We start from the raw sequence: 19,167 nt of genomic DNA, 5'->3' as shown, positions 1-19,167 counted from the left end.
CGGGCCGCTTGTCAGGCGGTCGGCTGACGGGAGCCGATCAGCGCCACGACCTCCTCGACGGTGCGCGGCCGGCCCTCGAGTCCCAGTCGGCGCGCCAGATCCAGCGGCCACGGCAGTTCCAGGTGAGCCCTCTCGATGAGTTCGGCATCGGCCAGCAGCTGGTCGATCGGCCCCTGGACCACCTGGTGTTCCACCACCACGAGCGCCTCGTCGGCCCAGGCCAGCGCCCGGTCGACGTCATGGGTGGCCATCGCCACCGTCGTCCCGGCCTCCTGCAGCCTGTCCAGGGCCCCCATCATCTGGACGACGCCGGCCGGGTCCAGCCCGGCGGTCGGCTCGTCGAGCAGCAGCAGGTCGGGCATCATGGCGACCGCCCCGGCCACCGCGACCCGTTTGCGCTCGCCGTAGGACAGCTGGTGGGTGGCCCGGTCGGCCAGATGGTCGGCACCCACCAGGTGCAGGGCGCGGGACACCCGGGAGCGCACCTCCTCGACCTCCAGGCCCAGGTTCATCGGCCCGAAGGAGACGTCCTGGGTGACGTCGGCGCTGAACAGCTGGTCGTCGGGGTCCTGCAGCACCAGCTGCACCGACCGCCGGTGCTCCCTGAGCGCCTTGCGGTTGTGGCGCAGCCGGACATCTCCTCTGCGGACCTCCCCGGAGACCGGTTCCAGGGATCCCGACAGGCAGCGCAGCAGGGTCGTCTTGCCCGACCCGTTGGCCCCCAGAATCGCCACCCGCACGCCGCGTCGGATGGTCAGGGACACCTCGGACAGCACCATCGGCCGACCCGGATGGGTGGCGCACAGCCCCTCGGTGCTCAGCAGCGAGTCGGCGTCGTGCAGTGGATCGTTCATCTCCACAGCCTTCCTGCGATGGGCCAGCACGCGGCCCAGGATCCGAGGATCACCAGCACGGTGACCAGTTTGAACCGCCAGCTGCCGACCCGCTGGATCGGCAGGGTGAGCAGCGAGTCCTCGAACCCGCGGTTCACCAGTCCCTCGTTGAGCCGGTTGGCGCGCGACCAGGCGCGCACCCCCACCGACCCCATCAGGGCGGCGGTGTTCTCGAGTCGACGCCGGTACCCGTTGAGCCTCCCGACCGGGGCGTCTCCCAGCCGGCACTTCTGCGCCTCGTGGGCGGTGAACACCGTGTTGAGCAGCACGAAGATGAGCCGGTAGGTGAGACTGGCGATCTCCAGCAGGGGGTCCGGGACGCGCAGTCGGCGCATCCAGGTGAGCAGGTCGACCATCGGGGTGGTCAGGGCCAGGATCATCAGGGCCAGCGTCCCGGCCAGTCCGTGGGCCACCAGGTTGGCGGCCTGGCGGCCCGAGACCGGTCCGATCGCGAAGATCCCGCCGTGCCACCAGACGTCGGCGGTGGCCTGCGCGGTGCCGACGCTGACCAGCACCGAGAGGCCGCCGAGGATCAGGAAGACGATCGGGGCCGACATCGCCTGCCGGAGCACCTTCGGCCGGATCCGGGCGCAGCCGAGGATCGCGACCACCGCCGCCACCGAGACGAACAGGGTGCCCGGCCAGGCGGGGGTGCACAGCGCGACGAGGATCAGCCCCACCGACAGCCCCACCTTCTCCCCCACCGGACGAGACCGCCAGGGAGAGTCCCAGGCGGCGTCGTCCAGAGAGGTGATGGTCATCGCGCGGTCCGGTCGGCGGCCGGATCGGCAGCCCTGGCATCGGCAGCCTTGTCAGCAGCCGGCTCGACGGCTCCGTGAGAAGTCGCGACGGCGGGAGGCATCGCGTCGGGCAGCCGGGCGGCGTCCATCTCCTCCTGGGCCTTCTTGCGGCCGCTCATCCGACCCAGGGCGTATCCGGCGATGCCGGCCCCCAGCGCCGCCTGGAGGGCGAACAGGCCGGATGCGACCTCACCGGAGTTGGGCTCGAAGATCGGCTTGATCCACTGCTTGGCGCCGGCCTTCTCGGCCGCCTGGGCGGCGGCGTCGTCGGTTCCGGCGAATGCCTGGCCCTCCCCGGCGGGCTTCCTGCCGCCCACGATGAGGCTGACGACGAAGATCGCCACCAGCAGGGCCAGCAGGACGGGGGTGACCCACTTGTGGTTGCTGGTGAGGAAGTTGTTCTGCTTCTGGACGGTCTCAGACATCTGCGGCCTCCTTCGTCGGGGTGGTGGATGCGTCGGACCCGCCGGACAGCACGCCGAGGGAGCGCAGCTGGGGGCCGGCGACCTTGGCGAGGAAACGGAACAGCAGGATTCCGAGAACTCCCTCGGCCAGGGCCAACGGGATCTGGGTGACGGCGAAGATCCCCAGGAACTTGCCGGCGGCGCCCATGATCCCCGAGTTCGGGTCGGGGAAGGCGAAGGCCAGCTGGAAGGAGGTGACGCAGTAGGTGCTGAAGTCGGCGAAGACCATGCACAGGAAGATCGCCAGGGCATCGGGACCGCCCAGCTTCTTGGTGATCCGGTAGAACGCGTACCCCACCCAGGGGCCGGCGATGGCCATCGAGAAGGTGTTGGCGCCCAGCGTGCTGATGCCGCCGTGGGCGAGCAGCAGGGCCTGGAAGATGAGCACGATCATGCCCAGGAAGGCCATCACCGGTGGTTTGAACAGGACCGCCCCGACACCGGTTCCGGTCGGGTGGGAGGAGGAGCCCGAGACGCTCGGCAGCTTGATCGCCGACAGGACGAAGGTGAAGGCTCCGGCGGTAGCCAGCAGGAGCTTGTTCTCCGGGTGGTGCTTCACCTGGCGAACGACCTCGCGGGCGCCGTGGATGACAAATGGTGCGGCCGCCGCGTACCAGACGGCACACTCGGTCGGTGAGAGAACTCCCTCTGCGATGTGCATGAGTGAAGTCGCTCCTTTCTCGGGATCTGCGTCCCATCCTGGAAAGGATCGATGCCGTGACTTTCTGACTCCCACCCTCGACGGGGTGCTCACAGTGGCGCGACCGTGCCGGATCTGTCCGGCTTCCATCTCGGCATCGAAACGTTATTCGTGATGTGTGTGACGGCCGACGGGCGTCCGGCTGATGTGCTCATCAGTCGTCCACGGGCTCGGCCGTCCTCAATCCAAGCACAGCCGGTCCCCGCCCGATGACCCAGGGTCGGGGTGGGGTCCGCCACCTCGCCGCCACCTCGCCGGCCCAGGATCCCACAGGCACCGGACGCCATCTCGACTACGCTCGACGCAGGTCGGGGCAGCGGCTCCGTCCGCACAGCCAGTCCGCACGGACAAGGAGCCACAGGTGGGACACGAGTACGTCAACAACGGGGCAGACATCTACCGGGAGTCCTTCCGGATCATCCGTGCCGAGGCCGACCTGTCGCGGTTCCCCGCCGACGTCGAGCACGTCGTGGCACGGATGATCCACTCCGCGGCCGACACCGCGATCGCTCCCGACATCGCCTTCACCCCCGGTGTGGTCACCGCCGCCCGCCAGGCTCTGGAGCAGGGTGCGGCGATCCTGTGCGACTCCTCGATGACCGCCACCGGGATCATCCGTTCCCGACTGCCCCGCAACAACGAGGTGGTCTGCCACATCAAGGAGCCGAGGCTGGCGGAGCTGGCGAAGGCCCAGCAGACCACCAAGACCTGTGCCGCGGTCGACATGTGGTCGGCCGACGGCCAGCTGGACGGCTCGGTGGTGGCGATCGGAAATGCCCCGACGGCGCTGTTCCGGCTGCTGGAGGTGGTCGCCGAGACCGGTCAGCGTCCGGCGGCGGTGGTGGGCATCCCGGTCGGCTTCGTCGGAGCGGCCGAGTCGAAGCAGGCCCTGGTGGACTCCGACCTCCACCTGGAGTACCTCACCCTGCTGGGACGCCGGGGCGGCTCGGCGATGACGGTGGCGGCGATCAACGCCATCGCCTCCTGGGACGAGTTGGAGAACAACCACATCTGAGCCCTGCCCAGGGCCCTTGAACCGAGCGCCCCGAGGCACCGGGGACGACGTCATGAGGCTTGAACGGGACGTCTGACTCCCCGGCGACACAGCGGGGACGACGACGTCATGGACCCCGAGGGGGACGCCTGACGTGAGCCGTATGAGACGAACAGCCCGACCGGGAGATCCCGGTCGGGCTGTTCGTCTCTGAGTTGGCGTCCGGTGCGACTCCGAACGGCTACTTCATGGTGCCCTGGGACACCGACCCCTGGAGCTGACGCTGGAAGATGATGTAGACGATCAGCACCGGGAGGATGGTCAGCACCACCGAGGCGAACAGGGCGCCGAAGTCGACCTCGTAGTTCGTCCGGGCGGCAAAGGCCGCCAGGCCCTGGGAGAGCACGTAGTTGCTCGTGTTCGTGTTGAGGGCGACCGGGATGAGGTACTGGTTCCACAGGCCGAGGAAGTTGAAGATCGCGACCGAGGCGAAACCGGGCTTGGCCATCGGGAGCATCACCAGGAAGAAGGTCTGCCACTCCCCCGCACCGTCGATCTCCGCCGCCTCGTAGATCTCATTCGGCAGCGTCTTGAAGAAGGCGTAGAGGAAGAAGACGGTGAACGGCAGGGCGAAGGCCACATAGGTGATGATGAGGCCGGGACGGGTGTTGAGAAGTCCCATGTTCTTCAGGGTGAAGAACAGCGGCACCACGGCCAGGAAGATCGGGAAGGTGTTCCCGGCCAGGAACAGCACGTAGATGACCTTGTTCCCGTAGAACCTGAGGCGCGCCAGCACATAGGCCGACATCGCCCCGAAGACCATCACCAGGATCAGGGCGGAGAACACCACGATCACGGTGTTGATGAAGTAGTCGCCGATGCCCGCGGTGGTCCAGGCGTTGCTGAAGTTCTTCCACTGGATCTTCTTGGGAAGAGCGAAGGGGGAGGAGAAGATCTCGCTGGTGGTCTTGAAGGAGGTGACCAGGGTCCACAGCAGCGGACCCACCACGATCACCGACCAGATGATCAGCAGAATGTGGGAGACCGTCGATACCGCCCTGTCACCCTTGGTGACCTTGACGTGGTGCACCGCGACCTCGTCGGCCGACAGGGGAGCCGTGAGTTGACTGCTCATGCCATCGTCACCGTGTCCTTACCGCCGGTGAGACGGTTGAGCAGACCGATGATCCCGGCGAAGATCATGGTCATCAGGGCGATCACAACGCCCATTGCACAGGCAATGCCGTACTGGCCCTTCTGGAATGCCGTGGAGAACAGCTGCTGGCTCATCACCAGGGTCGAGTTGCCCGGCCCGCCGAAGGGGTTCAGCACGCTCATGTAGACGAAGGCGTCCAGGGATGCAATACCGGCTCTTCCCAGATGAGGGTGTAGCGCACGTCGCGCGGCGGGCCGGCGCGTCGGTGGCCGGATAGAGGTCGAGGTCTCCCGAGGATGAGAGCTCCTACACACTCAGCCCGAAAGACCTCGACGTGCACGACGCTACCGTCGGCGGGCGCGCTGATGCGTTCGCCAGCCCCGACCTGACTGCCTTCTGCCGCCTCGACGAACTCGGCCTCGTTGTCACCGGGCAGCGACTCGAGCCGGATCGTGCCGTATTGGCCTGCCAGGTGGTCGAGCCCGACCAGTGGTGCCGGCGCTGCGGCTGCGAAGGGAGACCACGTGACACCGTGGTCCGACGGCTTGCCCACGAACCACTGGGCTGGCGGCCCACGACGCTGGAGGTCGTCGTGCGCCGTTACCGCTGCAGCGGCTGCGGGTATGTGTGGCGCCAGGACACCACCGCCGCGGCCGAGCCCCGGGCCAAGTTGTCTCGGCGCGCTCTGCGGTGGGCGCTGGAAGGGATCGTGGTCCAGCACCTGAGCGTGGCTCGGGTCGCCGAGGGGCTCGGGGTGGCCTGGGACACCGCCCACGACGCCGTTCTGGCCGAGGGCAAGCGGGTGCTGATCGACGAGGAGCACCGCTTCGAGGGGGTGAAGGTCGTCGGGGTCGATGAGCACGTGTGGCGCCACACCCGTCGCGGCGACAGGTACGTCACCGTGATCATCGACCTCACCCCAGTGCGAGATGGCACCGGCCCGGCACGGCTGCTGGACATGGTCGAAGGACGCTCCAAGCAGGCGTTCAAGACCTGGCTGGCCGACCGCCCGCAGGAGTGGCGCGACGGCGTGGAGGTGGTCGCGATGGACGGCTTCACCGGGTTCAGGACCGCCGCCGTCGAGGAACTTCCCGACGTGGTGACGGTGCTAGATCCCTTCCACGTCACGCGCCTCGCTGGCGAGGCGCTCGATGAGTGCCGACGGCGAGTTCAGCAGGCCATCTGTGGGCACCGCGGCCGCAAGGGCGACCCGCTCTATGCCGCCCGCCGGACCCTGTCCACCGGCGCGGACCTGCTCAACGACAAGCAGAAGGACCGACTGGACACCCTGTTCGCCGACGGAGCAATGATCAGAACCTGTGGATGGCCCTCGGCGGGTGAGCGCGACGGAGCGCACCTTCCCGAGGAAGATCTTGTAGTCACAGAACTCTGATCAGGACCGGCGTTGGCGCGCTGGTTCGGGAAGGTGCGCTCATGTTGAAGGTAGTCCAAGACGTCGAGGCGTCCAACCATGCAGCCGGTGGGTCGCTGCTCGATGAGATCGTCCGCGACGGCGCTCGGCAGATGCTGGCGGCGGCGTTGCAGGCCGAGGTCTCGGCCTACGTCGAGCAGTTCACCGACGAGCTCGACGAGGCGGGTCGTCGCCTGGTGGTCCGCAACGGCTTCCACGAGCCGCGGGAGGTGACCACCGCGGCGGGCGCGATCCCGGTCAAGGCGCCGCGGGTCAACGACAAGCGGGTCGACCCGGTGACCGGTGAGCGCAGGCGGTTCGCCTCGGCGATCCTGCCGGCGTGGGCCAGGAAGTCGCCACGGGTTGCGCAGGTGCTGCCGCTGCTGTACCTGCACGGCCTGTCCAGCAGTGACTTCACCCCCGCACTGGAGCAGTTCCTCGGCACCAGCCACGGCCTGTCGGCGTCGGTGATCACACGGCTGACCAAGGGACTGGCAAGACGAAGCCAGGGCGTTCAACCAGCAGTCCCTGGCCGGCACCGACTTCGTCTACTGCTGGGTCGACGGGATCCACCTCAAGGTCCGCCTGGAGCAGGACAAGGTGTGTCTGCTGGTTATCGTCGGTGTCCGTGCTGACGGCACGAAGGAGCTGGTCGCGCTCGACGACGGGCACCGAGAGTCCACCGAGTCCTGGCTCGACCTGCTCCGCAGCTGCAAGCGCCGCGGGATGCGGGCTCCGGTCCTCGCGGTCGGCGACGGGGCGCTCGGGTTCTGGGCCGCGCTGCGCGAGGTCTGGCCCCAGACCCGCGAGCAGCGGTGCTGGTTCCACAAGATCGCCAACGTCCTCAACGCCTTGCCGAAGTCCGCGCAGCCGGGCGCGAAGGCCGCGCTGGCCGAGATCTGGAACGCCGAGAACCGCGACCACGCCGAGCGTGCTGCGGAGGCGTTCGTCGCTGACTACGGCACCAAGTGGCCCAAGGCCGCCGCGAAGATCGCCGACGACCTCGACGTCCTCCTGGAGTTCTACAACTACCCCGCCGAGCACTGGGTTCACCTACGCACGACCAACCCGATCGAGTCCACGTTCGCGACCGTCCGGCTGCGCCAGCGCGTCACGAAGGGACCCGGCTCCCGAGCCGCCGGAATCGCGATGGCCTTCAAGCTCATCGAGTCCGCCCAGACCAGGTGGCGCGCCGTGAACGCGCCCCACCTCGTCGCCCTCGTCCGCGCCGGCGCAACGTTCAAGAACGGCATCCTCGTCGAACGACCAGACGGCCACGACGAGCAGACCTCCACCCACGAATCAGGAGGTGACGCTCAAGCCGCATGACACGCCGATCCACAGGTCTTGACTATTGCTCTCGCCGACGACGCCCACGTCGAGGTCGAGGTCACCTGGAGCGTCTACCAGCGCATGATCGCCGCCTACCGCCACGAGAACCGGCGCCACGGCCGCGAGCTGATGGCCCGGCTCATCGACTCGATCAGCACCGGCGTCCCCAAGGCCCTGGTCGAGATCACCAAGCTCGGCAGGACGCTGAAGAAGCGCGCCGCCGACGTCCTGGCCTACTTCGACCGGCCCAGCACCTCCAACGGGCCCACCGAGGCGATCAACGGCAGGCTCGAGCACCTGCGCGGCTCGGCGCTGGGGTTCCGCAACCTGACCAACTACATCGCCAGATCCCTGCTCGAGACCGGCGGGTTCAGACCCCGACTACACCCTGGATTCGGATGAGCCAGTTTGCGGAAGCCTCTGGTGTGCCAGGAGTTCGTGCGTTCCACCATCCAGCGTTTCCCGGCTTGGAGGGGCTCGCCCTTCTTGCTGATGACATAGTCGCACCCCAGGGTGTTCAAGAGGTCGCGGGTCTTCTTCGAGTCGTAACCGGCGTCGAGGTGGACAGTGATCCGTTGGGGCAGGTCAAACCCGAAGCGGGCCAACTGCTGGAGTGTTTCTTCCAGGAGTGGTGAGTCAGGCCGGTTGGCCCCTGCGATGACGAACCCGATGGGCAGGCCTTGGCCTTCGATCATCAGGGAGCGTTTCGTGCCCTGTTTGCCCCGATCAACGGGGCTCCGTCCTGCGGCTTCACCCCCGCACGGTGCTTTCACGATGCACCCGTCCACGGTGAGGTCCTCCAGTTGGAGGCCGAGCATCTTGTCTGCCGCCTTCAGGCACAGGTCCTCGAGGTCTTGGAAGATTCCGGCCTGAATCCACTCATCTCTGCGCCGCCGGATCGTGGTGGCTGAACAGGTCTCATCCGCGATCCCCTCATAGGGGATGCCCCACTTGAGGACCTGGATGAGCTTGTCGAAGACGATGCGCGCATCCACCCGGGGGCGGTGGCATCCCAGGGGGTGAGTGTCCACCACGGGTGGAATCAGGGAGTGGAACTGGTCCCAGATGGGTTCGATGATGGAAGATGGAAGAGCGGGCATGAGGAACCCCTGGCAGCACTGATTTCTTGGTCGAAACCGTGTGTAGCAGGCCTCATGCCCGCACCCCCACAACGACACGCTCCCCACCTATCGGCGGAACCTCTAAGGCCCCGTAGTCGGCTACAAGCAGGAGCAGTGGTTGCAACCGAACCGTTACGTCGCACTCACATAGTGCGTCATCAACGGGCTTTCGGGTGCAGATTCGATCGAATCTTCTGAGCGATCCGCTCCATGCCGGTGATCATTTCGGACCCCCGGGATGATGCCCGGAAATGTCGGCGCCACCGCCGGCTCTCCGGATGACGACGCTACCGCAGTGAACGCGAGGATGAGCGAGCACCGCCGGGGACGACCCACATTCACCCAGAGTCTCACCGCCCGGGGCCGTGGTGGCAGGATCGGCGGCATGGGAGCTTTCACCGTTGACGACGTCGCCCTGGTTCTGGAGGGTGGCGGAATGCGCGCCAGCTACTCCGCCGCGGTGATCGTCAAGCTGCTTCGCGAACAGGTTCACCTGCCCCATGTCTCGGGGATCTCCGCCGGCTCCTCGCACACCGCCAACTACCTGTCGAATGACCCGCAACGGGCCCGGGCCAGTTTCGTGGAGTTCTCCGGGGACCCGCGGGTCGGCAGCCTGTGGACCTTCCTCACCGGACGCGGACTGTTCAACGCCGACTACATCTATCAGCAGACCTCGGCCCCCGGCCAGGCACTGCCCTTCGACTACGCCGCCTTCAACGCCAACCCGGCCTCCCTGCGGATCGGCGCCACCCGCACCGCGGACGGCACCCGGCGCTGGTTCACCCGCAAGGACGTCTCCTCGATGGGCGACCTCATGACGATCGTCCAGGCCTCCTCGACGATGCCCGGGCTGATGCCCCCGGTGACGATCAACGGGGAGGAGTACGTCGACGGAGCGATCGGACCCGACGGCGGAATTCCGCTCGACGCCGCCCAGATGGACGGCTACCGGCGGTTCGCCGTGGTGATGACCAGGCCTCGCAACTACGTCAAGAAGCCGCCCCGCGACATCCGGGCGCTGCGCCGGATCTTCCGCCTTCGCCCCGCGGTCGCCGATGCGGTGGCCGGCCGGTGGCGCCGCTACAATGCCACCCGCGAGGAGCTGTTCGACCTGGAGAGGGACGGCCGGGCGGTGCTCTTCTTCCCCGACACCATGACGATCTCGAACCGGGAGCGCAGTGTCGCCAAGCTGCGGCGCTGCTTCGGTCTGGGGATGGGTCAGATCAACCGGGAGTGGCCCCGCTGGCGGGAGTTCCTGGGGATCTGAGCCTCAAGCCCGAACCGGGGCCGCCCCCGGACCGGGTCGATGGCCCGCCCGGGAGCAGCTTTCAGGCTCGAACCGGTGCCGGAGCGATGGCTCGGGCGAAGGCGGCCAGGCAACGATCGTTCTCGCTCGGGCTGCCGATGCTCAACCGGATCCCCTCGCCCTGCCAGCAGCGGGCGAAGACGTGCTCGCCGCGCAGCACCTCGTCGATCCGGGCGGTGTCGTCACCGGTGGGCAGCCACACGAAGTTGGCCTGGGAGTCGCCGAGCGTCCAACCCTGGTCGCGCAGGGCGGCGGTGACCCGGCCGCGCTCGGCCACGATCTTCTCCACCCGCTCGGTCAGCTCGTCCTCGTGCTGCAGTGAGGCCAGCGCCGCGCACTGGGCGACATCGCTGACGGCGAATGGCACGGCCACCCGGCGCAGGTCCTCGCACATCTCGACCGACCCGATCCCGAAGCCGACCCGCAGACCGGCCAGCCCGTATGCCTTGGAGAAGGTCTGCAGGGCGATGACATTGGGGTGCCGGGAGACCATCTCCACCCCGGAGACCGCCTGCGGGTCCCGGTTGAAGTGAACATATGCCTCGTCGATGGCGACCACGATGTTCTCGGGCACCTGCGAAAGGAAGTGCTCCACCTCATCGGTGGACAGGGTGGTGCCGGTGGGATTGTTCGGGGTGCACAGCAGAATGAGCTGGGTGCGATCGGTGATCGCGGCGAGCATCGCCGCCAGATCGTGATGCAGGTCGGCGGTCAGCGGCACCTTCACCGGGGTCGCCCCGGACACCACGGTGAGAATCGGGTAGGCCTCGAAGGACCGCCAGGCGAAGATCACCTCATCCCCCATTCCGGCGGTGGCATGAACGAGCTGGGTGGCGACCTCCACCGATCCGGCACCGACGGCGACCTGGTCGGCGGTGACCCCGAATCGAGAGCCGATCGCGGTGCGCAGCTCCATGGCCCCCATCGAGGGGTACCGGTTGAAGCTGCCGCGCGGATCCCGCATCCGGTCGGCGATCTCGGCCACGACCGAGGGCAGCGGCGGGTACGGATTCTCGTTCGAGGACAGCTTGACCGCATCGGGCCCCTCGGCCGCTCCCTGCTTGTACGGCGGCAGTGACCTCACCACATCGCGTCGGCTCATCGTTGACATCCTCCCTGCTTGACACGCACCTCTGACTGTTTCACACGCCGGCCCCGGTGCTCATCAGGGGCCACATGGGGAAATGCACCTGCCGGCACGGGGCCGCCAAGCACCAGACCGGACCACACAGGGGAATCCGCCGGCGCCGGGCTGGTGCCACATCGGGAGGTACCGATGAGATCTGCCACCACAGCAGCCACCGCGTGGATTATCCAGCCCCCGGCCCACAGATGGCAGATCTCAACCACAGCCCCGTCAACCCCCACACGAGATCTGCCACCACGGCAGGCACCACGTGGATATCGCAGGCCGTGCCGCCGTGGTGGCAGAAGTCGTCTCAGGTCCGGCTCACAGCACCTTGGACAGGAAGTCCTGGGTGCGCTCCTCCTGCGGGTGGGCGAGAATCTGGCGGGGATCCCCCTCCTCGACCACCACCCCGTCGGCCATGAACATGAGATGGCTGCTCACCTCACGGGCGAAGCCCATCTCGTGGGTGACCACGATCATCGTCATGCCCTCACTGGCGAGCTTTCGCATCACATCGAGCACCTCGCCGACCATCTCCGGGTCCAGGGCGGAGGTGGGCTCGTCGAAGAGCATCACATCGGGCCTCATCGCCAGCGCCCTGGCGATCGCCACCCGCTGCTTCTGTCCGCCGGAGAGCTGGGCGGGCCGGGCATCGGCCTTGTCCTCCAGATGGACCTGGCCCAGCAGATCGGCGGCCCGGTCCAGGGCCTCGGCCTTCGTCATCCGCTTCAGCTGCACCGGGGCCATGATGATGTTCTCGGTCACGGTCATGTGCGGGAAGAGGTTGAAGTGCTGGAAGACCATCCCGATCTTCTGTCGCACCTCGTTGATGTCGGTGCCGGGGTCGGTGAGGTCATGGCCCTCGATGAGGACCTTCCCGGAGGTGACCTCCTCCAGCAGGTTGAGGCATCTCAGGAAGGTGGACTTGCCCGACCCGGAGGGCCCGATGACAGAGACCACCTGCCCCTTCTGGATGGTGCTGCTGATGCCCTTGAGCACCTCATTGGAGCCGAAGCTCTTGTGCAGGTCGACGGCCTGGACGACCGGCGCCTCGGTGGTGTTCTCGCTCACTTGTTGACCTTCCGATCGACGAAGTTCGACAGTGTTGTCAGGGCGTAGATGACGATGAAGTAGATCGCGCCCACCATGATCCAGATCTCGAAGGACCTGAAGTTACGGGCGATGATCTGCTGGCCCTGGTAGGTCAGTTCGGCGAATCCCAGGACAGCCAGGATCGAGGTGTCCTTGAGGCTGATGACGAACTGATTGATGAAGGAGGGGGTCATGATCTTGAACGCCTGGGGCACGACCACCTTGCGCATCGACTGGAGCCAGTTCAGGCCCAGCGACCGGGAGGCCTCCATCTGTCCGGGATCGACCGACTGGATGCCGCCGCGGACGATCTCGGTCATGTAGGCGCCGGCATTGAGGCTCAGGGTGAGCACTCCGGCGGTGAAGACATCGATCTTCTGTCCAGTGACGGTCGGCAGGCCGAAGTAGAAGAAGAAGGCCTGCACCAGCAGCGGGGTGCCGCGGAAGATCGCGACATAGACCGATGCGATGCCCGACAGGATCTTGACCCCGGACACCTTGCAGAAGCCGAAGATGACGCCGAGCGCCAGGGCGATCAGCAGGGACAGCGCGGTGGCCGCCACGGTCATCGCCAGGCCCTTCATGAGGGCTGGGAAGCTCTCGGCCAGCAGGGCGAAGAACCCCTCGTTCTTGTCCGACTCGGAGTCAGGAGCCTTGAGGTACTTGTCGATGAGCTGCTGGTAGGAACCGTCGGTCTTCATGCCGCTCAGACCGGCGTTGAAGGCGGCCAGCAGCGGAGCGTTGGTGCCCTTGAGGACGGCGAAACCGTAGGAGGCACCGGACTCCTTGGCGGTGACCACCTTGAGACCGTTGCCCTGCTTGATGCCGTATGCCAGTACCGGGTAGTCGTCGAAGACGGCGGCTGCATTCCCGGAGTTGACCTCGGAGTAGAGGGTGTCAGCCTTGTCGAGGGCCTTCACCGTGTACCCGTACTTGGAGGCGTTCTTCTGGGCGAAGGACAGCGACTCGGTGCCGGTCTTGGCGACCACCGTCTTGCCCTTGAGGTCGTCGTACCCCTTGATGTCGGAGTCCTTGGCGACGGCCATCTGGATGCCCGAGTCGAAGTACGGGTCGGAGAAGTCGAAGACCTTCTTGCGCTCATCGGTGATCGACATCCCGGCGATCACGCCGTCGGCCTGCTTGGCCTTGACCGCCTGGAGGGCGGCGTCGAACCCGACGGACTTGATCTGGACGGTGAACCCCTGCTGCTTGGCGATGGCCCGGATGAGGTCCATGTCGATGCCGGTCATGTTGCCCTTGGCATCGCGGTACTCGAAGGGGGCGAAGGTGGTGTCGGTGGCGATGATGAAGGACTTGCCCTTCACCGCCGCGACCGCGGCGTCATCGGCCGGGGCATTGTCGCCGAGGTACTTGACGAGAAGCTTGTGGTACGAGCCGTCGGCCTTCATCGCCGCCAGGCCGGTGTTGAAGGCCTTGAGGAGGGCGGCATTGGTGCCCTTGAGGACGGCGAAGCCGTAGGACGCGCCGGCCTCCTTGGCGGTGACCACCTTGAGGCCGTTGCCCTGCTTGATGCCGTAAGCCAGCACCGGGTAGTCGTCGAAGACGGCCGAGGCATTGCCGGAGTTGACCTCCGAGTACATGGTGTCGGCCTTGTCGAGGGCCTTCACCGTGTACCCGTACTTGGAGGCGTTGGCCTGGGCGAAGGACAGCGACTCGGTGCCGGTCTTGGCCACCACCGTCTTGCCCTTGAGGTCCTCGTAGGACTTGATCGAGGTGTCGGACTTCTTGACCGCCATCTGGATGCCGGAGGCGAAGTACGGGTTGGAGAAGTCGAAGGCCTTCTTGCGCTCGTCGGTGATCGACATCCCGGCGATCACCCCGTCGGCCTGCTTCGACTGGACGGCCTGCAGGGCCGCGTCGAATCCGACCGACTTGATCTTGACGGTGAACCCCTGCTGCTTGGCGATCGCCTGGATGAGGTCCATGTCGATGCCGGTCATATTGCCCTGGGCATCGCGGTACTCGAACGGAGCGAACGTGGTGTCGGTGGCGATGACGAAGGACTTACCTTTCACCGAATCGCCCGGAGAGTCGTCGGCCCAGGCCCTGACCCCTTGAGATCCGGGCGCTACGGCGAGAAGCGTGACCAGCACGCCGATGAGGGCGGCGAAGCGGGTCGCCCACCGCGACCTGCGAGTTCTGGAATGCATGGGGCCTCCAAGCGGTCAAGTGGCGGATAGATACGCCGTGACGCTACAGGGTCGTTTCGCCAGTTGGCGTGGGCATTCGCTGTGTCGAGACGTTTCGCAGAGGACACACGAAAGGACTACGGGACGGTGTCGACGACGTCATCGAGACACCTTGAGCCCATCTCACCCTCGGATGAATGCCCGCCGTGGGAGGAGCCGAGCACATAGCATGGCGTGGCTCCGGAGAGCTCGATGGAGACCAGCGAAAGGCGATGCGGAATGCACGGTGAGCACCACGGCGAGTACAAGGTTCCCGGCGGAAAACTGATCGTCGTCGACACCGGGGTCGAGGACTCCCGGCTCAGCGGCCTGCAGATCTCCGGCGACTTCTTCCTGGAGCCCGATGAGGCCCTGGGGCGCATCACCTCCTGCCTGGAGGGGGTCCCGGTGGAGTCCTCGGCCACCGAGATGGCGGCCCGGGTGAGGGCGGCCCTGCTGCCCACCGACGTCCCCTTCGGAATCACCCCGGAGGGGGTCGGGATCGCTGTCCGCCGGGCTCTGGGTCGCGCGGTGGACTGGGACGACATCGACTTCGATGTCATCCACGGCCCGGTCGTCGACCCGATGGTCAATGTCGCGATGGACGAGACCCTGGTCGCCGAGGTGGCGGCCGGACGACGTCGCCCCTTCATGAGGCTGTGGGAGTGGAACGCCCCGCAGGTGGTGATCGGCTCCTTCCAGTCCTATGACAACGAGGTCAACCAGGCGGGGGTGGACCGGTACGGGATCACGGTCTCGCGGCGGGTGACCGGCGGTGGGGCGATGTTCATGGAGCCGGGCAACTGCGTGACCTACTCCCTGGTGATCCCCCAGGCACTGGTTGACGGGCTGAGCTTCGCCCAGTCCTACCCGATGCTGGACCAGTGGGTGATGGAGGCTCTGGCGGAGGTCGGGGTGAGTGCGCACTACGTCCCGCTCAACGACATCGCCTCGACGGCCGGCAAGATCGGCGGCGCCGCGCAGAAGCGGTTCGGCAACGGCTACATGGTCCATCACGTGACGATGTCCTACGACATCGACGCCGAGAAGATGCTGGAGGTGCTTCGGATCGGCAAGGAGAAGGTCCGCGACAAGGGGCATCGCTCGGCGGTGAAGCGGGTGGACCCGATGCGGTCGCAGACCGGGATGTCGCGATCGGCGATTCTCGACGTCTTCTACCGGCACTTCAAGGAGAAGTACGGGGCCACCGACGGGTCCATCACCGATGAGGACCTGGCGGTCGCCGAGGAGCGCTGCCGGACGAAGTTCTCCACCGAGGAGTGGACCCACCGACTGTCCTGAGCCCGGGCCGGGTCCGGGAGGGGCGGGTGGATCCCTCCCGGCAAGACATCAACACCACACACGGCATCACCACCACACACGGCATCGACAACACATCTGCCGGAGGCCTTGATCCCTCCTTGGTTTAGTGGTTCACTAGTTGAGTAACGAACCAAGGAGGTGCACATGAGTCCTGTGCTCGACGACGGTCGCCCGATCTTCCTCTCCCTCGCCGACCAGATCGCCGACGACATCCTCTCCGGCGTCTACCCCTCCGGAAGCCACGTGCCCTCGACCAATGAGCTCTCCGCGTTCTACAAGATCAACCCCGCGACGGCGGGCAAGGCCCTCAACAGACTGGTGGACCAGCAGGTCCTCGAGAAGAGACGGGGGCTGGGCATGTTCGTCACCGAGGACGGCGTCGAACTGCTCCGGGAACAGCGAAGAGCCCGGTTCACCGAGAGCTACCTCGCTCCCCTGCTGGACGAGGCCGAACGCGTCGGCCTGTCCACCGACGACCTCATCACACTCATCCACCGCCAACGTTCCGGGCCCACCCACTCCCGCCCCTGACGGAAGGAGCATCCCATGCCCACCACCGGCACGGCCGCCGAGAGCGGCATCACCATCTCCTCAGTGTCCAAGTCCTTCGGTCGCACCGAGGTCCTCCACAGCATCGACCTCCAGCTGCCGCCCAACCAGGTCTACGGCCTGCTGGGGTCCAACGGGGTCGGCAAGACGACCCTGATGTCCATCATCTGCAATCACATCTTCCCCACCTCCGGCGAGGTGCTCATCGATGGCCGGCACCCCGCCGAGAATGCCGAGATCCTGGAGCGCACCTGCTTCATCCACGAGGACCAGCGGTGGCACGACGACTTCACCCTCGACATCCTCATGAGGGTGGCCCCCAGGTTCTTCGCGAGATGGTCCGCCCAGACCGCCGAGACCCTGGCCGAGAGGTTCCGGCTGCCCCGCCGGACCAGGCTCAAGAAGATGTCGCGGGGGCAGCGCTCGGCCCTGGCGATCACCATCTCGCTGGCCTCCCGCGCCCCCTACACCTTCCTCGACGAGCCCTACCTCGGCCTTGACCCGAGCGCCCGCTCGATCTTCTACTCCGAGCTGCTCCAGGAGATCTCCGAGGTGCCGCGGACCGTCATCATGTCCACCCATCTCATCGACGAGGCCGCCTCCCTCATGGAGGACGTCATCCTGATGCGACAGGGCCACGTGGAGATGCACGCCGACGTCGACTCGATCACCTCCCAGTCCTTCACCGTGCGCGGACTGAGCGCCGACGTCGCCCAGGTGGTGGCCGGCCTGGAGGTGCTCTCCCGGAAGTCGATGGGACGCATCGAGTCGACCATGGTGCGCGGCAACCTCAACGGCCAGGCCCACCGGCGGGCCGAGGAGTTGCACGTCTCGATCGAACCGGCCGGACTCCAGGACCTCGTCGCCGCCCTCGGCGTGATGTCCGAGCCGGCGTCCACCGCCCCGGAAGGAGCACAGTCATGAACCGCACTCCACGACCCCTCCGGTCGTTCCGACTCACCGTCTACTCGCTGAGCTCGGTGCTCCTGGCACCGCTGTCGATCCTGGCGATGATGGTGATCATCTCGGTCGCCATCGTGCTCATCATCGGCATCAGGACCGGACTCCCCCTCGACCCGCAGGCATCGATGGGGATGGCCAACAACATGGGATCGGTGCTCTCGATCCCCGGATTCCTGGTCACCCTGGGAGCGATGACGGTCAACCGGCAGTTCGCCACCGCGATGGCCTTCGGCTCCACCCGAAAGTCCTTCTGGCTGGGAAGTTCACTGGGCTTCCTGGTGATCTCCCTGGTCACCGGGGTGGGCAGCGTGCTGCTGCTGTGGCTCGAGAAGGCCACCGACCACTGGTTCATCGGGGCCCGGGCGATGGACGTCTTCGTCCTGGGCAGCGGCGACCCGTGGCAGACCTTCCTCACCATCACCGCCACCTCGCTGTGCTCGCTGTTCCTGGGCGCCGGGTTCGGCACCCTGTTCCGGGCCTGGGGACCGCGGGCGGTCATCGTCGCCTCGGTCGCCCTGGGAGTCGTGCTGTGCGGCGGGCTGGCGCTGACCGTGTGGCAGTGGGAGGCCTGGGGTCCGGCCCTGATGCGGCTGGGAGCCTGGCTGATCACGATCGCCACGACGGTTCTGGGTCTGGTCGCCGCGGCCGGCAGCTTCATCGCCGTCCGCCGCAGCACCGTCTGAGCAGGCGCCACGGCCCCCGACGCCGGCCACGATCAGCGGGGAGCCGGGATCTCCCCCGACCCGCGCTCCACCAGGGTGGGCCGGATCACGATGTCGCGAGGTGCTGCGGAACTGCCGCGGATCCGCTCGGCCAGGCAGTCCACGGTGGCCCGGGCGAGCTGGTCGATGTCCTGACGCACGACGGTCAGCGGCGGGTCGACCAGGGAGGCCATCGGCATGTCGTCGAAGCCGACGATGGCCACCGTGTGCTGGAGACCGTTGTGCTGGAGGGCCTCCAGGGCGCCGATCGACAGATCATTGCGGCAGACCAGGATGGCGGTGAAGTCCACACCCTCGTCGATGAGGGACTGCACCGCCCGGCGTCCGTCCTCCGCGGAGCGCTCCCCGGAGAGCACCAGCCTGGAGTCGACCGGGACACCGGCGTCGCGCATCGCGTCGAGATACCCGGTCAGCCGGTCCTGGGCCGGCTCGATCGTGGTGCGGTCACCCAGACAGGCGATCTGTCGGTGGCCGGCGGCGATCAGGTGAGCGGTTCCCATCTGCGCGCCCAGCCAGTTGTCGGTGGTCACGGAGTCGACCGGCAGGCCGCGCGGCCGACGGTCCACGCAGACCACGGCCAGCCCGGAGTTCACCACCGTGCGCAGATAGGACTGGTCGGACAGGGTGGGCACCAGCACCAGGCCGTCGACCTGGTGGGCCACCAGATCCTTGACCACCCGGCGCTCCCTCTCGGGCTCCTCGTCGAGGCTGGCCGCCAGCAGGGCGACGTCCTTGAGGAACTCCGAGCGCTCCAGCGACCTCAGCAGCTGGGAGGAGAAGTTGTTGCCGAGGTCCTGGGTGACCACCGCGATGCTGCGGGTCGAGCGGTCGTTCCGGCGCAGCCCGGCGGCGGCGACGTTGGGGGTGAAGTCGAGTTCATGGATCGCCCACTCGACCCGTTCGCGGGACTTACGGGCCACCTCGGGGGACTCGTTGATCACCCTGGAGACGGTTTTGGTCGACACCCCGGCCAGCCTCGCGACGTCGCGAATGGTCGGGCGGCGGGTCGCCGGTGAGGCCACC

The 19,167-nt window shown here is 67.0% G+C and carries 17 protein-coding genes and 3 pseudogenes; 9 read left to right on the top strand and 11 right to left on the bottom strand.

What is annotated here, in order from left to right; all coding sequences use genetic code 11:
- Positions 1–11: 11 nt before the first annotated feature.
- The 4 genes from FEZ32_RS05070 to FEZ32_RS05055 are packed head-to-tail and all read right to left on the bottom strand — an operon-like array spanning position 12 to position 2,818.
- The gene (locus FEZ32_RS05070; protein WP_138680107.1) at positions 12–854 is read right to left on the bottom strand and encodes an energy-coupling factor ABC transporter ATP-binding protein; all 843 of its coding nucleotides are present in this window, start codon (positions 852–854) and stop codon (positions 12–14) included.
- Complete coding sequence (gene cbiQ / locus FEZ32_RS05065; protein ID WP_138680106.1) at positions 851–1,654, bottom strand: cobalt ECF transporter T component CbiQ; 804 nt, start codon at positions 1,652–1,654, stop codon at positions 851–853. Before cbiQ ends, FEZ32_RS05070 begins: the two co-directional genes overlap by 4 nt.
- Positions 1,651–2,118 carry an energy-coupling factor ABC transporter substrate-binding protein gene (locus tag FEZ32_RS05060; RefSeq protein ID WP_051237996.1) on the bottom strand — a complete coding sequence of 156 codons (468 nt, stop codon included), beginning with the start codon at positions 2,116–2,118 and terminating at the stop codon, positions 1,651–1,653. Before FEZ32_RS05060 ends, cbiQ begins: the two co-directional genes overlap by 4 nt.
- Positions 2,111–2,818 (bottom strand): energy-coupling factor ABC transporter permease, encoded by a 708-nt coding sequence (locus tag FEZ32_RS05055; protein WP_138680105.1) that lies wholly within the window; start codon positions 2,816–2,818, stop codon positions 2,111–2,113. The genes FEZ32_RS05060 and FEZ32_RS05055 overlap by 8 nt, the downstream gene beginning before the upstream one ends.
- A 400-nt stretch (positions 2,819–3,218) precedes the next feature.
- On the opposite strand from FEZ32_RS05055, the gene FEZ32_RS05050 reads away from it, so the two are divergent.
- On the top strand, positions 3,219–3,872 hold the full coding sequence (locus tag FEZ32_RS05050) for a precorrin-8X methylmutase (RefSeq protein WP_028701965.1): 654 nt from the start codon (positions 3,219–3,221) through the stop codon (positions 3,870–3,872).
- A 220-nt stretch (positions 3,873–4,092) separates the two neighbouring features.
- Here FEZ32_RS05050 and FEZ32_RS05045 read toward each other — a convergent pair whose 3' ends face one another.
- Both FEZ32_RS05045 and FEZ32_RS05040 read right to left on the bottom strand, forming a co-directional pair.
- The gene (locus tag FEZ32_RS05045) at positions 4,093–4,986 is read right to left on the bottom strand and encodes a carbohydrate ABC transporter permease (protein ID WP_138680104.1); all 894 of its coding nucleotides are present in this window, start codon (positions 4,984–4,986) and stop codon (positions 4,093–4,095) included.
- The gene (locus tag FEZ32_RS05040; RefSeq protein ID WP_244937915.1) at positions 4,983–5,189 is read right to left on the bottom strand and encodes a hypothetical protein; all 207 of its coding nucleotides are present in this window, start codon (positions 5,187–5,189) and stop codon (positions 4,983–4,985) included. The genes FEZ32_RS05045 and FEZ32_RS05040 overlap by 4 nt, the downstream gene beginning before the upstream one ends.
- A gap of 152 nt (positions 5,190–5,341) precedes the next feature.
- Between FEZ32_RS05040 and FEZ32_RS05035 the strand changes: the two are divergent.
- The 3 pseudogenes from FEZ32_RS05035 to FEZ32_RS05025 form a co-directional block, all read left to right on the top strand.
- Positions 5,342–6,313: pseudogene (locus FEZ32_RS05035) on the top strand (ISL3-like element ISPfr3 family transposase); the annotation flags it as partial.
- Between the two features lie 128 nt (positions 6,314–6,441).
- Positions 6,442–7,747, top strand: a pseudogene (locus tag FEZ32_RS05030) (IS256 family transposase).
- A gap of 33 nt (positions 7,748–7,780) precedes the next feature.
- Positions 7,781–8,152: pseudogene (locus FEZ32_RS05025) on the top strand (transposase); the annotation flags it as partial.
- Here FEZ32_RS05025 and FEZ32_RS05020 read toward each other — a convergent pair.
- On the bottom strand, positions 8,086–8,850 hold the full coding sequence (locus FEZ32_RS05020) for an IS5 family transposase (protein WP_244937914.1): 765 nt from the start codon (positions 8,848–8,850) through the stop codon (positions 8,086–8,088). The pseudogene FEZ32_RS05025 and the gene FEZ32_RS05020 overlap by 67 nt on opposite strands.
- A gap of 406 nt (positions 8,851–9,256) precedes the next feature.
- Between FEZ32_RS05020 and FEZ32_RS05015 the strand changes: the two genes are divergently transcribed.
- Complete coding sequence (locus tag FEZ32_RS05015; RefSeq protein ID WP_036980319.1) at positions 9,257–10,138, top strand: patatin-like phospholipase family protein; 882 nt, start codon at positions 9,257–9,259, stop codon at positions 10,136–10,138.
- A 61-nt stretch (positions 10,139–10,199) separates the two neighbouring features.
- Here the strand turns inward: FEZ32_RS05015 and hisC are convergent, their stop codons facing one another.
- From hisC to FEZ32_RS05000, 3 genes are all read right to left on the bottom strand, one after another.
- Complete coding sequence (gene hisC / locus FEZ32_RS05010; RefSeq protein ID WP_420809254.1) at positions 10,200–11,288, bottom strand: histidinol-phosphate transaminase; 1,089 nt, start codon at positions 11,286–11,288, stop codon at positions 10,200–10,202.
- Between the two features lie 339 nt (positions 11,289–11,627).
- The gene (locus FEZ32_RS05005) at positions 11,628–12,377 is read right to left on the bottom strand and encodes an amino acid ABC transporter ATP-binding protein (protein WP_028701959.1); all 750 of its coding nucleotides are present in this window, start codon (positions 12,375–12,377) and stop codon (positions 11,628–11,630) included.
- Positions 12,374–14,569 (bottom strand): amino acid ABC transporter substrate-binding protein/permease, encoded by a 2,196-nt coding sequence (locus tag FEZ32_RS05000; RefSeq protein WP_084149153.1) that lies wholly within the window; start codon positions 14,567–14,569, stop codon positions 12,374–12,376. The genes FEZ32_RS05005 and FEZ32_RS05000 overlap by 4 nt, the downstream gene beginning before the upstream one ends.
- 258 nt (positions 14,570–14,827) lie before the next feature.
- On the opposite strand from FEZ32_RS05000, the gene FEZ32_RS04995 reads away from it, so the two are divergent.
- From FEZ32_RS04995 to FEZ32_RS04980, 4 genes are all read left to right on the top strand, one after another.
- Positions 14,828–15,889 carry a lipoate-protein ligase LplAB gene (locus FEZ32_RS04995; RefSeq protein WP_138680854.1) on the top strand — a complete coding sequence of 354 codons (1,062 nt, stop codon included), beginning with the start codon at positions 14,828–14,830 and terminating at the stop codon, positions 15,887–15,889.
- Positions 15,890–16,054: 165 nt separating this feature from the next.
- Complete coding sequence (locus FEZ32_RS04990; RefSeq protein WP_051237994.1) at positions 16,055–16,441, top strand: GntR family transcriptional regulator; 387 nt, start codon at positions 16,055–16,057, stop codon at positions 16,439–16,441.
- Positions 16,442–16,456: 15 nt separating this feature from the next.
- On the top strand, positions 16,457–17,383 hold the full coding sequence (locus FEZ32_RS04985) for an ABC transporter ATP-binding protein (protein ID WP_028701955.1): 927 nt from the start codon (positions 16,457–16,459) through the stop codon (positions 17,381–17,383).
- Positions 17,380–18,105, top strand: coding sequence for a hypothetical protein (locus FEZ32_RS04980; protein WP_028701954.1), 726 nt, complete (start codon positions 17,380–17,382; stop codon positions 18,103–18,105). Before FEZ32_RS04985 ends, FEZ32_RS04980 begins: the two co-directional genes overlap by 4 nt.
- 32 nt (positions 18,106–18,137) lie before the next feature.
- On the opposite strand, the gene FEZ32_RS04975 is transcribed toward FEZ32_RS04980, so the two are convergent.
- Positions 18,138–19,166 carry a LacI family DNA-binding transcriptional regulator gene (locus FEZ32_RS04975; protein WP_138680102.1) on the bottom strand — a complete coding sequence of 343 codons (1,029 nt, stop codon included), beginning with the start codon at positions 19,164–19,166 and terminating at the stop codon, positions 18,138–18,140.
- Position 19,167: the final 1 nt, after the last annotated feature.

The organism is Acidipropionibacterium jensenii (assembly GCF_005890135.1).
GTDB classification, from domain to species: Bacteria; Actinomycetota; Actinomycetes; order Propionibacteriales; family Propionibacteriaceae; genus Acidipropionibacterium; species Acidipropionibacterium jensenii.
This window is presented reverse-complemented; position numbering and strand designations above follow the sequence as displayed.

Excerpts from the sequence above, each read along its gene's own strand:
- FEZ32_RS05000 (WP_084149153.1), bottom strand. The coding sequence starts at position 14,569 with ATGCATTCCAGAACTCGCAGGTCGCGGTGGGCGACCCGCTTCGCCGCC.
- FEZ32_RS05055 (WP_138680105.1), bottom strand. The coding sequence starts at position 2,818 with ATGCACATCGCAGAGGGAGTTCTCTCACCGACCGAGTGTGCCGTCTGG.
- FEZ32_RS05015 (WP_036980319.1), top strand. The coding sequence starts at position 9,257 with ATGGGAGCTTTCACCGTTGACGACGTCGCCCTGGTTCTGGAGGGTGGC.
- cbiQ (WP_138680106.1), bottom strand. The coding sequence starts at position 1,654 with ATGACCATCACCTCTCTGGACGACGCCGCCTGGGACTCTCCCTGGCGG.
- hisC (WP_420809254.1), bottom strand. The coding sequence starts at position 11,288 with ATGTCAACGATGAGCCGACGCGATGTGGTGAGGTCACTGCCGCCGTAC.
- FEZ32_RS05040 (WP_244937915.1), bottom strand. The coding sequence starts at position 5,189 with ATGAGCGTGCTGAACCCCTTCGGCGGGCCGGGCAACTCGACCCTGGTG.
- FEZ32_RS05045 (WP_138680104.1), bottom strand. The coding sequence starts at position 4,986 with ATGAGCAGTCAACTCACGGCTCCCCTGTCGGCCGACGAGGTCGCGGTG.
- FEZ32_RS05070 (WP_138680107.1), bottom strand. The coding sequence starts at position 854 with ATGAACGATCCACTGCACGACGCCGACTCGCTGCTGAGCACCGAGGGG.
- FEZ32_RS04985 (WP_028701955.1), top strand. The coding sequence starts at position 16,457 with ATGCCCACCACCGGCACGGCCGCCGAGAGCGGCATCACCATCTCCTCA.
- FEZ32_RS05060 (WP_051237996.1), bottom strand. The coding sequence starts at position 2,118 with ATGTCTGAGACCGTCCAGAAGCAGAACAACTTCCTCACCAGCAACCAC.
- FEZ32_RS04980 (WP_028701954.1), top strand. The coding sequence starts at position 17,380 with ATGAACCGCACTCCACGACCCCTCCGGTCGTTCCGACTCACCGTCTAC.
- FEZ32_RS05020 (WP_244937914.1), bottom strand. The coding sequence starts at position 8,850 with ATGCCCGCTCTTCCATCTTCCATCATCGAACCCATCTGGGACCAGTTC.
- FEZ32_RS04990 (WP_051237994.1), top strand. The coding sequence starts at position 16,055 with ATGAGTCCTGTGCTCGACGACGGTCGCCCGATCTTCCTCTCCCTCGCC.
- FEZ32_RS04995 (WP_138680854.1), top strand. The coding sequence starts at position 14,828 with ATGCACGGTGAGCACCACGGCGAGTACAAGGTTCCCGGCGGAAAACTG.